Raw genomic sequence first — 14835 nt, forward strand, 5'->3', positions numbered from 1 at the left:
CCTGGTCACCGACCTGAATTTTCGCTGGCGCCATGCGGACTGGCGCGGCCTTCCCTGGGCGGAAACCGTGATCTACGAGCTCCATGTCGGCGCCTATGGCGGGTTCGACGGGGTGACCGCGCAGCTGCCGCGCCTGGCCGCCCTCGGCGTCACCGCCATCGAGCTGATGCCGATCGCGGATTTTCCCGGCCGGCATAACTGGGGCTATGACGGCGTGCTGCCTTACGCGCCCGCTGCCGCCTATGGCAGCCCTGAGGCGCTGCACACCCTGATCGACACGGCGCACGGCCTTGGCCTGCAGGTGTTTCTCGACGTGGTGTACAATCATTTCGGCCCGGACGGGAATTACCTCGAGCGCTACGCGAAATCCTTCTTCCGTGCCGACCGGCGCACGCCCTGGGGGCAGGCGATCGATTTCCGCCACCCCGAGGTACGGGATTTTTTCATCGGCAACGCGCTATACTGGCTGCGCGACGTCCGTTTCGACGGGTTGCGCTTCGACGCCGTGCACGCCATCGGCGACTCTCCTTTCCTCCTGGAAATGGCTGCGGAAATCCGCCATGCCCTGCCCGACCGGCATATTCACCTGATCCTGGAAAACGAGGATAACGACGCGGCTCTGCTGCGCGGCGGCGCCGCAGCGCAAAAATACGATGGGCAGTGGGCCGATGTCTGGCATCATTGTGCGCATGTGCTGCTGACCGGCGAGAGCGACGGCTATTACGCGGATTTTCCCGACCCGGCGCGGCAGATGGCGGCGTTTCTGGCGACAGGGTTGGCGGGCCCGCCGCCCACCGCCATCATCTACCTGCAGAATCACGACCAGATCGGCAACCGCGCATTCGGCGAGCGGCTGCGCCGTCTGGCGCATCCCGCCGCCTTGCGCGCCGCCATCGCCTTCCTGCTGTTCACGCCGCAAATCCCCATGATCTTCATGGGCGAAGAATTTGGCGAAACCCGGCCGTTTCTGTATTTTACCGACCACCACGATGAGCTCGGCCGGCAGGTGACCGCGGGGCGCCGCCAGGAGTTTTCACGCTTCGCCGCGTTCCGCGCCCCGGACCGGCGGGAGACGATCCCCGAGGCGAACGCGGCCGCGACCTTCCAGGCCTCGATCCCGCAGGTCACGAAAAATGACTGGACCGCGCTCTACACCGACTGCCTACGCCTGCGGCGGACCAGACTCACGCCGCTGATGGAAGGCTGCGAACCTGCCGGCGCCGCGGCACTCTCCGCCCATGCGGTGCGCGCCGCCTGGCGCATGAATGACGGAAGCTTGCTGACAGTGGCGACGAATCTCGCCGCCACGCCGACGCCTTATGACGGAATGGAGGGGGAGTTGCTCTACGGACCCGGCCTGGAAGACGGCATGCTGCCCGGCTTCACCACCTGCCTGTGGCGCGCATGAGCGCGCTGCACGAGCTCGCCCGCGCGGCCGGGCTGCAGACCGCCTGGCGCGACGTCAGCGGCGCCGAACAGATCGTCTCGGACGACTCGCTCCGCGCGGTGCTGGCGGCGCTCGGGTTTCCCGCGGGAAACGAAGCCGACATAAGCGACAGCCTGGCCACGCTGCGCGCCGAGACGTCTCAAAATTCTGCGCCGCCGCCGCTGATCACCGCCGCGGCGGGCGAGCCGATTTTTATGCCCGGTCCGCCCGGCCGCTACCGGCTCACACTGGAAACGGGGGAAACCGTCGAGGGCATTGCGGAGGCGCAACCGAACGGCATCGCTCTGCCGCCGGTGCAAAAGCCCGGCTATCACGGCCTCGAGCTTGGCAGGACCAGAATCACGCTGGCGGTGGCGCCGCCGCGTTCCTACACGCTGGAGGACGCGGCACAGGGCGCGAAACTCTGGGGCCTGACCGTACAGCTCTACGCGCTGCGCCGCGAACATGACGGCGGCATCGGCGATTTTTCGGCCCTCGCGGATTTTTGCACCCAGGCTGCGCGGCGCGGCGCGGATGCCATCGGCATCAGCCCGGTGCATGCGCTGTTCGCCGCCGACCTCACCCGCTTCAGCCCGTACGCGCCCTCCAACCGCGCGGCGCTGAACGTGCTCCACATCGCCCATGATTCTGCGGCTTCGAACGATGCCGCGCTGATCGACTGGCCGCGCGCCGCCGCAGCCAAGTTCCACGCGCTGCGCGAGGTGTTTGACCAAACCTACAGCCCTGAGCTGGGAGAACAAATCCACGCCGAACTCGGGCCGGAGCAAAAACGCCACGCGCTTTTCGAGGCGCTGATGGAAAAGCTCAGCCAAGACAACCCATCAGCACTCGACTGGCGCAACTGGCCCGCTGCCTACCAACATCCCGACAATCCGGCAGTCGCCCGCTTCGCACAGCAGGCGGCGCAAAAAATCGGGTTTCATGCTTGGCTGCAATGGCGCGCCGACCGGGAGCTTGGCGCCGCCCAGGAAGCCGCCCGCGCGGCCGGCGCCAGGATCGGCCTGATCGCGGACCTCGCGGTCGGCACCGACCCGTCCGGCAGCCATAGCTGGAGCCGCCAGGACGAGGTTTTGCAAGGGCTGGAAATCGGCGCGCCGCCGGACCTCGTCAACCGCGAGGGGCAAAGCTGGGGCATCACCGCCTTCTCGCCGCGAGGCCTGCGCCGCAGCGGCTTCTCCGCCTTCATCGACATGCTGCGCCACGCGCTGCGCCATGCCGGCGGTGTGCGCATCGACCATGTGATGGGCCTCACCCGGCTCTGGGTGGTCCCGCAGGGACTGCCCTCCGCCCAGGGCGCGTATCTGACGATGCCGGCGGATGATCTGATGCGTCTGGTCGCCCTGGAATCGTACCGCCACAAAGCGGTGATCCTCGGCGAGGATCTCGGCACCCTGCCGCCCGGTTTCGGCGCCAAATTGCACCGCGCCGGCATCTCCGGGCTGCGCGTGATGTGGTTCGAGCGCGACGGCGCAACCTTCACCCCACCGCAAAGCTGGACGAAGTCGGCGGTGGCGATGACCACGACGCACGACCTGCCGACCGTCGCCGGCTGGTGGGAGGGCACCGATATCGGCTGGCGCGAAAAACTGCATATGAGCGGCGACACGCCGGCGCAACGCGACGCCGACCGGCGCGCGCTTTGGAGCGCCTTCACGACGTCCGGCGCCACGACACCACCACCACCGCCGCCGCAGGATGGCGCCGCCGCTGCTGATGCCGCCGCCTCCCATCTCGGCCGCGCTGGCTGCACCCTGGCACTGCTGCCGGTCGAGGATGCGCTCGCGGCTTGCGAGCAGCCGAACCTGCCCGGCACCATCGACGCGCACCCCAACTGGCGCCGCCGCCTGACGAGCAATGCCGAGACGCTGTTCAGCCGCGCCGATTTTAGCCGGCGCCTCACGATGCTGGCGAACGCACGCCGGACCAGCGAGAGTGAAGGGAAGGCTTCTTTTTGTGAACAAAAAGAAGCAAAAAAACTTTATTAATGCTGGGCCTGGGGCGTTTGCATCGACAACGCCTATGGCCCAGCTTCGCCCAAAAGTTTTTGCGCCGCTTTTTTCAAAAAGCGGTCACTTCCCCCTCTGATCTCAAGCCATCATGCTCTAGAAGAGGTCTCTCTGACCGACCCATTGTCTTACTGAGAATCTTATGACTTTGCCGACGCTCGCCGCCGACCACGCACTTTTCCTCGACATTGACGGCACCTTGATCGATCTGGCGCCGACGCCGGATTCTGTCGTCGTGCCGTCTGATCTGCCTGGCACGCTGCGGCGCTTGAGCGCACGGCTGGGCGGCGCGCTGGCGATCCTCTCCGGACGCAAGCTCAGCGACATCGACCATCTGCTCGGGCCCGGCCTGACCTGCGCCGCCGAACACGGCATGGTGATCCGCACCACGGACGGCGCGATCACCAGCCATGTGCAGCGCCCCGCCGGCTACAACCACTGGCTGAAAGTGCTCAACCGCTACGCCGAAGCAATGCCCGGCCTTCTCATCGAGGAAAAGGAATTCAGCCTGGTGCTGCATTACCGCCGCGCGCCCGAGCACGAGGAGGAGCTGCGCAACCTCGTGCACCAGCTGCTCGCCGACAGCGACGACGCCACGCTGCTGCCGGCCCATTGCGCGTTCGAGCTGAAGCCGCGCGGCGGCAACAAGGGCGACGCGCTGGCCGGTTTCATGACCATGGCGCCCTTCGCCGGGCGGCGGCCGATCTTCATCGGCGACGACGTGACCGACGAGCCAGCGATCGCCAAGGCCAACGAGCTAGGCGGCGCCGGGCTCCACGTGAAGCGAGATTTTGCAGGCGAGCCCGAAGCAGTGCGGGACTGGCTGCGCCGGGGCTGAGCGAAGAAAGTAGCCGCTTTTTGAAAAAAGCGACGCAAAAACTTTTTTACTCTGGGTCATGGGCGTTGTCAGCGCCAACGCCCATGACCCAGAGTAGCAAAGTTTTTTTGCTACTTTTTGTTCACAAAAAGTAGTGCTTCCTTCCGCTTAGGCCCAGGCGTTCACCGAGCCCGGCGTCGACGCTGAGCTCGTGCTGGCGGCGGCGGTGGACGCGGTGGCAGTCGCTGACGAGGCCGTCGTGGTCGTGGAGGAGATGACCTCGCCCTTGGCGTTCGTCACGGTGGTCGTCACGGCCCCGCCGGGGCCATCCGTCGTTGTGGTCGTCGTTGCGGACGAAGACGAAGATGAGGACGTCGACGCCGACTTCGCGCCGCCTCCGCCGGCTGCCCCGCCGACCGAGGCAGTCGAAGCAGTCGAGGGCGTCGAGGATTTGGCCGCCGTGGCCGAGCCGGTCGCGCCGGGCGTTGTGGTCGGCGTGCCCAGCGCCGCGAGGGCGCTGCTGAGGCTGCCACTAATGCTCATGCTCATGATCACGTCTCCAGATCCGTCAGGGGGTTACAGCTAGTAGTTAGTTATGCTGCATACACCCTAACCCACGACTGGCATCTTTTACAATCATGAGTTGTCACCGTTTGTAACGGTACCGTTCAAGCACCGCGCATCGCCTCGATCTTCTCCCAGATGGCGGCGGCGAGATTCACACCGTCGAACCGGGCGATCTGCTGCAGCCCGGTCGGCGAGGTGACGTTGATCTCGGTCAGGTAGTCGCCGATCACATCGATGCCGGTGAACAGCAGGCCCTTCCGCTTCAGCACCGGGGCGAGCGCCGCGCAGATTTCCCGCTCACGCGCCGTCAGCGTGGTCTTCTCGGGACGGCCGCCGGCATGCATGTTGGAGCGGCTGTCGCCCTCCGCCGGCACGCGGTTCACGGCACCCAGCGGCTCGCCGTCGATCAGGATGATGCGCTTGTCACCCGCTCTAACAGCAGGTTCGTAACGCTGCACCATCAGCGGCTCTCTGGAGGCCGTGAAAAACATGTCCAGCAGGGCGCCGAGATTTTCGTCATCGGGCTTGATGCGGAAGACGCCGATGCCGCCATTGCCGAACAGCGGCTTGACGATGATGTCGCCATGCAGCTTGCGGAAATCCTTGATCGCGCCGCGATCCCAGGCGATCAGGGTGGGCGGCATCAGCTCGGGGAAATGCGTGACCAGCAGCTTTTCCGGGGCGTTGCGCACAGCGGCCGGGTTGTTCACCACCAGCGTTTTCGGGTGGATGTGCTCGAGCAGATGCGTTGCGGTGATATAGGCCATGTCGAAGGGCGGATCCTGGCGCATCAGCACCACGTCCATCTCCTGCAGCGCCACGATCTTTTCCGGGCCGAACGTGTAGTGCGCGCCGGGCTCGTTTTTCACCGTCACCGGCTGCACGCGCGCCTTCAGAGTAGCGCCGTCCAGCCACATATGCTGCACTTCGTAGTGCCAGAGCTGGTGGCCGCGCGCCTGCGCCTCCAGCATCAGCGCGAAGGTGGAGTCGCCGGTGATGTCGATGCCGTGCAGCGGGTCCATCTGCACGGCGATTTTCAAGCCCATATCATCCTCGAATAAGCAGTTCGCGGCGGAGACTATCAGGACGAGGTGGCATGCTCCAGGGCCGCATCCGTGAGGTCGCGCCGCAGGCTGGCCGTGCAACTGACGGGGTCGCCATTATCGGGCACCGCCAGGGCCACACGCGGCATGCCGCTTCGATCGGGATAGAGGATGAGGTTGAGACCGCAAACCGCCGAGTGATACAGCCAGACCTGGGCGGTGCCATCGACCCGGCGCAGCGCCGGTGGACCAAATGCTGAACTCAGGGTTGCAGGCGTGGCGCCCACCAGCCCGCCGGCATTCAGCGACGTCGCAAGATCGGCGGATTGCCGCGACATCTGCGTACAGCCCGACAGGATCAGAACCGCAGCCGCCACTACCATCAGTTGAAACACTGCCTGCTGCGCCATGAATTTCTCAAGATCTTGATTTCGGCACGACCTATACCAAAGAGCCCGGTGTTTACCAGGAGGTATTTTGCGCCGGAAGAAATATTTATGAGGCCGCCGGACAAGCCTCGCGACACGGCAAAACCTCGGCCATGCCTCAATTTCGCCTTTGTCGACGGCTAAGTTATCAAAACTAGATTTTATCCAAGTTTTATGACGGAGAGCCTTGATGCAAGCGAATGCGCTGAAGACCGAAGCCGAACTCCGCCACGCTGTCATCGACCGCCTGATCGCGGCGTCCTTAAGCGACGGCAAGCCGGCCCGGGAAGCGACACTGGCGCGGTGGCGCGCCCTCGGCGCCAAAACCGCCGGAACGACCAGCCCCGAGCCGAAAGCCGGCTAACACCAGAAGAAAGCAGCCGCTTTTTGAAAAAAGCGGCGCAAAAACTTTTGGCCTCGCTGGGTCATGGGCGTTGTCGCCGACACAGCCCATGCCCCAGTATAAATAAAGTTTTTTTGCTACTTTTTGTTCACAAAAAGTAGTCTTCCCTTCCCTCTCAGGGATCGATGGCGTTAGCGCAGGCATCGGTGGGGGTCGCGGCCGGGTGGCCGACGACCGGCACGATCTTGATCGCGGCCGAAGTGACCCGGCAGGGCGCCGCCACCAAGCCGCACCCGTTTAAAGCCAGTAACAGGGCCAGCACTACAAAATGCGGCCGCATCAGCTGACCGGCAGCACGGTCACCGGCACGGGCCGGTAAACATCAGGGAACTTTGTCTGCAAGGCAGTCACTTTCGGAAGGTCATTGATGACAATATAGGGGCTGTCCGGGTGCCGTACCAGGAAATCCTGGTGATAGGTTTCGGCCTGGTAGAAGGGCCGCGCCGGGTCCAGCCGCACCACGATCGGCTGCGCCCAGACATGGGCGGCGCTGAGCTGCGCCAGATAGGCGGCCGCCACCGCGCGCTGCTGCGGCGTGGTGTACCAGATCTCCGAGCGATATTGCGTGCCGCTGTCAGGGCCCTGCTCGTTCAGTTCGGTCGGATCGGCCGCGACCGAGACAAAAATCTGCAGGACCTTCGCATAGGAGAGCACGCGCGGGTCGAACACGATCTGCACCGATTCCGCATGGCCGGTGGTGCCGGTGCTGACGATCTCGTATTGCGCGGTGGCGGCGCTGCCGCCGGTATAGCCGGCATAGACATGGCGGACGCCTTTCACATGCTCATACACACCCTGCATCCCCCAGAAACAGCCCCCGGAGAGGATGGCGGTCTCGAGGGTACCGGGATCGGCGGGCGCATAGGCCGGCGCCGGTGCGGCGACCTGCGCCGAAGCGGGTTGTGATCCGGCCAGGCCAAGGACCACGGCAAGCGACAAAGCGGCTGAAGCGAGCACAAACTGATGGTGTCTGATCATGGACGTACCTTTAACTTGGGGCGAACCCGGTTCCCGCTATAGTAACGGCCAACCGCGCGGAACGGCAGTCACCTCCGCGCGATGAGTGAGGAGAGCCCCAATGACGAGCCGTATCGAGACGATGTTTCCCGTGCATCATACGGAAGAGGAATGGCGCCAGATGTTGTCGCCCGAACAATACCGGGTGTTGCGCGAGCACGGCACCGAACGGCCCGGCAGCTGCGCGCTGAACGATGAAAAGCGGGCCGGCACCTTCTCCTGTGCCGGCTGCGGGCAGACCCTGTTCATCTCCGGCACGAAATTCGACAGCCGCACCGGCTGGCCGAGTTTTTCCGACCCGGTGGAAGGCACGATCGGCACCACGGTGGACCGCAGCCACGGCATGATCCGCATCGAGGCACATTGCAGCCGCTGCGGCGGGCATCTCGGCCATGTGTTCGAGGACGGCCCAGCCCCGACCGGGCTGCGCTATTGCATGAACGGCGTAGCGATGAATTTCGCGCCCGCTTGAACAGGAAGTAAGACTACTTTTTGTGAACAAAAAGTAGCAAAAAAACTTTGCTACGCTGGGTCATGGGCGTTGTCGCCGACGCAGCCCATGGCCCAGCATAGTAAAAGTTTTTGCGCCGCTTTTTTCAAAAAGCGGCTGCTTACTTTTATCTGTGCTCTCCAGCCTTAAGTAATACTGATCCCGCCGCTATTGCTGCTGTGCGCCACCAGCGACTGGGGATCGACGCCCTTGAGGGTGATCGTGCTGCCGTCGCTGAGCAGAATTTCCGCGCCGCCGCCAGACTTGGCGATGCTGTCGAGATGGACGCTGCCGGCCGCCGTCGTGCTGTCGGTGATGAAGATGGTGCTGTTGGCCGCGTTGAAATCGGTGATGGTGTAATGGGCCCCGCCATTCGACTCGGTCGCGCTGTCACGCATGAAATCGTATAGATTCGTGGCTCCGGCCGCGTTCGATCCGGTGAGCGTGCTGGAGCTCGAGCTACCGAGCATGAAGGTCTGCAGGCCCGAACCGCTGGTCGACACCACGGCGTCGGCGATGGGGGCGTGTTGGCTGCCGGTTGGTGGCAGGCCGAGCTCGAACGTATTGGCGCCCATGGTCGAGCTTGCCACCAGCGTCTCCAGCCCCGTGCCGGCGATCAGGACATTGGTGGCGATGGAGGAGCTGGCGTCCAGATAATCATGCGTGGCGCTGCCCTGCAGCGTCACCGCGCCGTTGCCGCCGACAGAATAGCTGTTGCCCGCGCCGCCGAAGGCGGACACCGCGCTCCCGGCGCCGTGATGGCCGGCATAAACCGTCGCGGCATCGGCGCTGTGGTTGATGAAGGTGAGTGTGCCGCCGGCGCCGCGGGTGAAATGCATCGAAGCGCCGAACGTATCGGCCGCCGGCACCGTCGCATCGGCATAGGAGGTATAGACGTTTCTGTTTCCGTCCCCCCTGTCGTCGCCGCTGGTGAACTGATTGCGGTCGGCCCCCTGATGTCTGTCAGAGCCGGGAACGCTCCCATCCCGGCCGTCATTGGGCACGTAACCGCTGTCGCCGCGCTGTCCGAATTCATCATGGCCGCCGTGGGGCGAGTCGGAGAGGCCGTCGAGATAGGCCTTCAGCCAGGCCATCACCTCGGACGTGAATTTGGCGGGGACATCGACCAGGCCGCGATGATCGTGGCCCCATTGATCATGGCCTCGTTGGTCGCGACCGCCATGTTCACGACCGCCATGGCCGTGGCCACCACCTGAGATTGTCAGACCGCCAGCAGCCATCTCGCCCCCTGCTCGTTCTGTCAATCTCTACTTACAGTTGTATCGATTTCGAATCAAGAAAAATGGTCTTGATAAATAACAGGAAATCCTTAACGACTCCCTTACGGCGCGAAAATAGAATTATATCGTTGCAGTAGCGCAACAACAAATCACCTCAAGCACAGATCGCCTATCATGGCCCCGTCGGGGCGCGTTATTCGCCGGCCATTTCCCGGCGCCGGCGGTCCAGCTCCTCATTGTAGCGGCGCAGTGCGTATTGCTCGGTCAGCAGCCCCAGAACCTGACGCGAATCCGGCCCATCCACCACCACCAGCGCATCCGCCTCGGCCGTCTCAAGCGCCGCGATCGCCTCCTTCACGGTCATGCCGGGCAGCAAAAAATGCTCCTGATGGTGCAGGATATCGCCGACCGAACGGCCCTCGCCCGTGACCGCGAAAGCCTCCGCCGGATAGGCGATCCCGGCATAGGCGCCCGCCTCGTCCGTCACCACCACGCGCTGCGAGGCGCCGAGCGGGATTTCCTGGCGGAACGCGCTGAGCGTCATGCCGCGCTGCACGGTGGCGGCGGGACGGCGCATCATGCGGCCAACCGTGAGCGAATGGATCCAGCCGACATCCACCGCCGAGCGGATCTGCTCGCCGCGCAGATGGAACCGCCAGGTGGCGAAGGAATAGCCGAACAGCCGCCGCACAGTGATGGCGGAGACGATCGAGGCGGCCAGCACCGCCATGGTCACGCCGAAATTCTGCGTGCTCTCCAGCGCCAGAAAGGTCATGGTCATCGGCCCGCCGACGATCGCCACGGCCAGCCCGCTCATGCCCACCACCGCATAGAACCCGCTCGGCATCGGCGTGATGAAGGGCAGCACCGCCACCACCCCGGCAAACACCTTGCCAAACAGCGCGCCCAGGAACAGCGAGGCGAAGAACAGGCCGCCGCGAAACCCCGCGCCGATCGAAAAGGCCGAGGCGATCGCCTTGAACAGCATGAAGCTGAGCACCACCAGGAACGGGTAGCTCACATTGATATCCGCATGCAGCGCAGAATGGCCAGAGGACATCGCCGCCGGCGTGAAGCAGCCGAGCAGCCCCACCACCACCCCACCCAGCGCCGGGCGCGCCCAGACGGGGATGCCGGAGCGGCGGAACGCCGCCTCGACCATCGTCACCCCGCGCATGACGGCGATGCCGAGCAGGCCGCAGACCATGCCCTCCACCAGCACCGTCACATAGGCGCCGTTCGGCACCAGCGCCGGCAACGTCACCTGCAATGGCGGCGTGCCGCCGGCGAGAATCTGCACCGTCAGCGTGCCGGCCAGGGCGGCGATGACAACAAAAGGCAAGGTCGCGATCGAATAGATGCCGATGATCAGCTCGATGCCATAGAAGGCGCCACAGAGCGGGGCGTTGAAGGCGCCGCCAATCGCCGCCGCCGTGCCGCAGCCGACCAGCACGCGCAGGTCGCTGCGCCGCACCCGGAAGCTGCGCCCCAGCCACGAGGCGATGCCGGCGCCGAGCTGCGCGTAGCCCGCCTCCATGCCGACCGAAGCGCCGACGCCGTTCGACCAGGCGGTCTGGCCGGCGACGATCAGGCTGTCCAGCAGCGAAACCCGGCCGCCATACATCGCATTGGCCTCGATCGGGTCGATCAGGTTATGCGGCCGCAGCCGCGCCAGCGCCCACATGCTCACCCCCAGAACCGCGCCGCCCAGAACCGGCACGGAAAAGGCGCGCAAGGGAGCCACAAACAGCGATTCCGACAGCCCCTGGCCGGCGGGCAGCGCGAACAGGCGCTCATGCATGATCGCGGTGATGTCGTTGATCACCACCACACCGATGCCGCCGAACACGCCGACCACGGCGGAGAGCAGCGCCAGCCAGACTTCGTCCGCGCGCACCAAGGCGCGCATCGTCTGCGGGACATGCATCACCCAGTCGCCAATCGGGCGATAGGCCGAAGCTGCACGGGCGAAACGTTGACTCACGTTCCCCTGTTGCCACGTCCGGCGCTCAGGTAACAAGCGCAGGATGGATCAATTTTTACGCCGCACGCGCCTCAGCGACATCGTCCGGGAGTTCGACCTCAAGGCGGACAAATCCCTCGGCCAGCATTTCCTCCTCGACCCGAACCTGCTGGCGGCGATCGCCGCGCGCGCCGCGCCCCTCACCGGGCTGAACGTGGTGGAAATCGGCCCGGGCCCGGGCGGGCTGACCCGCGCGCTGCTGGACAGCGACGCCGCGCATGTCACTGCCGTGGAATTCGACCCGCGCGCCGTACGGGCCATCGAAGCCTTGGCGGCGGATGCGGAAGGACGCCTCACCATCATCGCGGCGGATGCCCTGCGGCAGGACCTGACCGCCCTGGTCCCGGCGCCGCGCGCGGTGGTCGCCAACCTGCCCTACAATGTCGGAACGCCGCTGCTGGTCTCCTGGCTAGCCCAGGCCGGCGCCTTTTCCGCCTTCACGCTGATGTTCCAGCTGGAGGTGGCCGAGCGCATCTGCGCCGCGCCGGATACCGACGCCTACGGGCGGCTGGCCGTGCTGTCGCAATGGCTGTGCGAGACGGCGATCGTCATGCACATCCCCGCCGCCGCCTTTGCGCCCCCGCCGAAAGTCGATTCCGCGCTGGTGCGGCTCATCCCCCGCCCCAACCAGCCGGAGCAAAAACAATTTCGGACGATGGAGCGCGTCACCGCAGCGGCGTTCGGGCAGCGGCGCAAAATGCTGCGCGGGGCGTTGAAATCCTTAGGAGGCGAGGCGCTGCTGCGCGCCGCAGACATCGACCCGGAGCGCCGGGCCGAGACGCTCAGCGTCGCGGAATTCGTCCGGCTGATGGAGACTCTGCTCCGCCGGGAAAGCTAAGGGAAAGACTACTTTTTGTGAACAAAAAGTAGCAAAAAACTTTGTTAATCTGGGTCATGGGCGGTGTCGGCGACAACGCCTCAAGCCCAGCATAAAAGAAGTTTTTGCGCCGCTTTTTTCAAAAAGCGGCTGCTTCCTACCTTATTGCAGATTGCGGTCCGGTGTCTGGTCGTTGACCGCCTGTGCGACCGGCGCTTCCGCGACTTCGGTGCTCTGCCCGGCGGTGGCGATGATCGTGCTGTCGGCCGGCTTGTTATAGATGAAGCCATAGGTCGGGTAGGTTGAGCCCAGGGTGCTGCTGTCGCCCAGCTCGACCCGGACTTCCGACCAGTTGTTGTCCGGGGAGACGTCATCGATCCGGACGTCATTGGTGATCGCGTCCGCGACCCAGTTTGCCTGGGTGACGAGAACGGTGCGGCTGTTGATCACGTCGGTGACCACCGCGACATGGCCGAGCGGCATGCGGCCGACGCCACGGAAATTCAGCACCGCGCCTTCGGTCGGCGTGTCGCCGCGGGCGTAGCGGCCAGCCGCCTCGGCCCACCACAGATAGGCGTTGCCGGTCAGGTCGATATGCGAGACCTCGCGCGCATAGGGCACGCATTGCAGGTCGGAATAACGGTAGGAGGTCGCGCCATAAGAGTGGTGACGGTACACGCGGTAGGAAACATGCTCGGCCCGATAGCCGGACGCCATATGGTGCCTGTAGCCGTAATCGCGGGCGGCCGTGCGGTGGATCATCACGTGTTCATGATGCACACTGGCAACGGCGTGATGGCTGCGCACATAAGTGTGCCGGGTGGTGTGCGAAACATGGCGGCTGCCGTGCGTGGCGGCGGAGGCGGCGTGGCTGCCGAACGCCGCGGCGACCAGAGACAGCCCCGCAGCGAACAGGGTTTTGACGCCAACCAAACTGGTCTTTCTGACGCCCGCTGAAGACTGCCTCATTTCCAGTACCGCACTTGCCAAATTGCTATGTGTTCGGGCTACGGGTGGAATGTGCTGCACGCAATACGCACTTGCGACAAAATTACCACAGAATCGTAAAATCTCCGTTTCAATCCGTAACGGAAGCTGCGGAATGAGACAACTTTCCTATGCACCGTGACGTTTATATTTCAGTTCGATGAAAGCAGTGCGGCGTGTGCCTGGACCCACACGCCGCGCCGGAGAAAACAGGGCTAACGCCCTCAGAAGGAATAAAACTTAAATAATGACGCCGGGGACAAAAATCCTACCGGCAGGCCGTCACCATGATCTCCACGAGGTAGCGCGGATCGGCCAGCACCGACTGCACGCAGGCGCGGACCGGGGCCTGCCCCTCCGGAAGCCAGGCCGACCACACTTCGTTCATCGCGCCGCGGTCTGCGATATCCTTGAGCCAGATATGCGCCTGCAGCAGACGGGTATTGTCGGTGCCATGCGTCTCGAGCAGGGCGTCGATCTGCGCCAGCACATCCTTGGTCTGCACCGTGATGTCCTGGGACGGGTCGCTGGCGACCACACCCTGGGTGTAGACAAAGCCGTGATATTCCACGGCTTTGGAAAGAACGGAGTTCGGCTCGGTACGAATGATACGGCTCATGGGTCTGGTCCCTTATCTTGAGGTGAGTGTCTTGGGGTTAGGGGATTAGGGGCTCTGCACAATATGCGGGGCAACCACCGGCACGCCGTTCACGCTCGGCCCGGCATTGCCGTCCTGCTCGCATTGCTGGATCTGGTTGTCGCGCGCACTCATCGAGCCCATGCGCTGGGCGTCGAACACATGATTCGTCGGGGCGTAAAGCAGGCCATTCTGGCTGGTGCGGCCCAGCAGGTTGGTGTTCTGCGCGTTATACGCGGCATCCGCCTGGGCGGTGCAGGTCGCGTCATCGGCCTGCTGGGCGGTGGTCTCCGGCGCCGATGCCGCGCATCCCGCCAGTATTCCACAAACCAGGGCCGCCAAAAATATCTGTTTCATCGCGTCCTATCCAGGCTGATCCGGCAAGCACCTCACCCCGGCACGGCCGGGCGCAAGCGATCGCATTATTCGGGCAATAGAGCGCGCAGGTCGGGTTCGTCAAAGCCCCCGCGATCATTCAGCGTCACCAAAGCGGCGGCATGCCATAATTCCGGGCGGATGGCGGCGCCGTCGCGGCGCAGCACGAACCAGGCGCGCGCCCACCCGGCCTCGGCCATCAAAGCGACCAGCGCCAGCAGCCGCAGGCAGACGGAGACGCCGTAAGCGGTGGAAAGCCCGGCACTACGCTCCACCGCCGCGGCCCAGGACGCAGCATCGCGGTCCTGCAGCAGCAATTCCACCGGCTCGCCCCCTTCGGGGACAAAGCGGAAAAAGCGCGGCGGCGCCGCCCCACTTAGCTGTGCCGCCTCCCAGGCCTGCTCCAGATCCCGCTTGGTCACGGTCGGCAAAGCCGAAGGCGGCGCGGAGATGAGGTGCAGCACCACGCCCGCCGGCCCCTGGGCTGTGCCCGACGTGACGTCAATCATGCGCGCGGATCAAGAAAGCGGCGCAAAA

General features: G+C 64.6%; 17 protein-coding genes. 6 read left to right on the top strand and 11 right to left on the bottom strand.

Annotated features, from left to right (window positions below):
* The 3 genes from VGG47_RS03905 to otsB all read left to right on the top strand — a co-directional run.
* On the top strand, positions 1–1408 hold a 1408-nt coding region (locus tag VGG47_RS03905), incomplete at its 5' end, for an alpha-amylase family glycosyl hydrolase (RefSeq protein ID WP_331535640.1).
* Positions 1405–3432 carry a 4-alpha-glucanotransferase gene (gene malQ, locus VGG47_RS03910; protein ID WP_331535642.1) on the top strand — a complete coding sequence of 676 codons (2028 nt, stop codon included), beginning with the start codon at positions 1405–1407 and terminating at the stop codon, positions 3430–3432. The genes VGG47_RS03905 and malQ, both read left to right, overlap by 4 nt.
* 163 nt (positions 3433–3595) lie before the next feature.
* The gene (gene otsB, locus VGG47_RS03915; protein WP_331535644.1) at positions 3596–4291 is read left to right on the top strand and encodes a trehalose-phosphatase; all 696 of its coding nucleotides are present in this window, start codon (positions 3596–3598) and stop codon (positions 4289–4291) included.
* A gap of 147 nt (positions 4292–4438) precedes the next feature.
* Here otsB and VGG47_RS03920 read toward each other — a convergent pair whose 3' ends face one another.
* The 3 genes from VGG47_RS03920 to VGG47_RS03930 all read right to left on the bottom strand — a co-directional run bounded on the left by VGG47_RS03920 (position 4439) and on the right by VGG47_RS03930 (position 6290).
* On the bottom strand, positions 4439–4819 hold the full coding sequence (locus tag VGG47_RS03920) for a hypothetical protein (RefSeq protein WP_331535646.1): 381 nt from the start codon (positions 4817–4819) through the stop codon (positions 4439–4441).
* A 119-nt stretch (positions 4820–4938) separates the two neighbouring features.
* Positions 4939–5883 (bottom strand): glutathione synthase, encoded by a 945-nt coding sequence (gene gshB / locus VGG47_RS03925; protein WP_331535648.1) that lies wholly within the window; start codon positions 5881–5883, stop codon positions 4939–4941.
* A 35-nt stretch (positions 5884–5918) separates the two neighbouring features.
* A complete protein-coding gene (locus VGG47_RS03930; RefSeq protein WP_331535650.1) occupies positions 5919–6290 on the bottom strand; it encodes a hypothetical protein in 372 nt (123 codons plus the stop codon).
* A gap of 208 nt (positions 6291–6498) precedes the next feature.
* Here VGG47_RS03930 and VGG47_RS03935 point away from each other — a divergent pair, with 208 nt between their 5' ends.
* Positions 6499–6672 carry a hypothetical protein gene (locus tag VGG47_RS03935; protein WP_331535652.1) on the top strand — a complete coding sequence of 58 codons (174 nt, stop codon included), beginning with the start codon at positions 6499–6501 and terminating at the stop codon, positions 6670–6672.
* Positions 6673–6826: 154 nt separating this feature from the next.
* Here VGG47_RS03935 and VGG47_RS03940 read toward each other — a convergent pair whose 3' ends face one another.
* Complete coding sequence (locus VGG47_RS03940) at positions 6827–6973, bottom strand: DUF6726 family protein (protein ID WP_331535654.1); 147 nt, start codon at positions 6971–6973, stop codon at positions 6827–6829.
* A gap of 17 nt (positions 6974–6990) precedes the next feature.
* Positions 6991–7689 carry a peptide-methionine (S)-S-oxide reductase MsrA gene (gene msrA / locus VGG47_RS03945; RefSeq protein WP_331535656.1) on the bottom strand — a complete coding sequence of 233 codons (699 nt, stop codon included), beginning with the start codon at positions 7687–7689 and terminating at the stop codon, positions 6991–6993.
* 100 nt (positions 7690–7789) lie between these two features.
* Here msrA and msrB point away from each other — a divergent pair, with 100 nt between their 5' ends.
* Positions 7790–8200, top strand: a complete 411-nt coding sequence (gene msrB / locus VGG47_RS03950; RefSeq protein WP_331535658.1) for a peptide-methionine (R)-S-oxide reductase MsrB — start codon at positions 7790–7792, stop codon at positions 8198–8200.
* A gap of 164 nt (positions 8201–8364) precedes the next feature.
* Here msrB and VGG47_RS03955 read toward each other — a convergent pair whose 3' ends face one another.
* Together VGG47_RS03955 and VGG47_RS03960 are read right to left on the bottom strand one after the other, a co-directional pair.
* Positions 8365–9459 carry a hypothetical protein gene (locus VGG47_RS03955; protein ID WP_331535660.1) on the bottom strand — a complete coding sequence of 365 codons (1095 nt, stop codon included), beginning with the start codon at positions 9457–9459 and terminating at the stop codon, positions 8365–8367.
* Between the two features lie 193 nt (positions 9460–9652).
* Complete coding sequence (locus VGG47_RS03960; RefSeq protein ID WP_331535662.1) at positions 9653–11443, bottom strand: chloride channel protein; 1791 nt, start codon at positions 11441–11443, stop codon at positions 9653–9655.
* 43 nt (positions 11444–11486) lie between these two features.
* Between VGG47_RS03960 and rsmA the strand changes: the two genes are divergently transcribed.
* Positions 11487–12320 carry a 16S rRNA (adenine(1518)-N(6)/adenine(1519)-N(6))-dimethyltransferase RsmA gene (rsmA, locus tag VGG47_RS03965; RefSeq protein WP_331535664.1) on the top strand — a complete coding sequence of 278 codons (834 nt, stop codon included), beginning with the start codon at positions 11487–11489 and terminating at the stop codon, positions 12318–12320.
* A 141-nt stretch (positions 12321–12461) separates the two neighbouring features.
* Here the strand turns inward: rsmA and VGG47_RS03970 are convergent, their stop codons facing one another.
* The 4 genes from VGG47_RS03970 to VGG47_RS03985 all read right to left on the bottom strand — a co-directional run bounded on the left by VGG47_RS03970 (position 12462) and on the right by VGG47_RS03985 (position 14807).
* Positions 12462–13232 (bottom strand): CHAP domain-containing protein, encoded by a 771-nt coding sequence (locus VGG47_RS03970; protein WP_331535666.1) that lies wholly within the window; start codon positions 13230–13232, stop codon positions 12462–12464.
* A gap of 322 nt (positions 13233–13554) precedes the next feature.
* Complete coding sequence (locus tag VGG47_RS03975) at positions 13555–13905, bottom strand: RidA family protein (RefSeq protein ID WP_331535668.1); 351 nt, start codon at positions 13903–13905, stop codon at positions 13555–13557.
* 45 nt (positions 13906–13950) lie between these two features.
* Positions 13951–14280: a hypothetical protein gene (locus tag VGG47_RS03980; protein WP_331535670.1), complete on the bottom strand. Its 330-nt coding sequence runs from the start codon at positions 14278–14280 to the stop codon at positions 13951–13953.
* A 65-nt stretch (positions 14281–14345) separates the two neighbouring features.
* On the bottom strand, positions 14346–14807 hold the full coding sequence (locus tag VGG47_RS03985; RefSeq protein ID WP_331535672.1) for a hypothetical protein: 462 nt from the start codon (positions 14805–14807) through the stop codon (positions 14346–14348).
* Between the last annotated feature and the right edge of the window lie 28 nt (positions 14808–14835).

The sequence above is a fragment of the Acidocella sp. genome (assembly GCF_036489515.1).
Lineage (GTDB): Bacteria > Pseudomonadota > Alphaproteobacteria > Acetobacterales > Acetobacteraceae > Acidocella.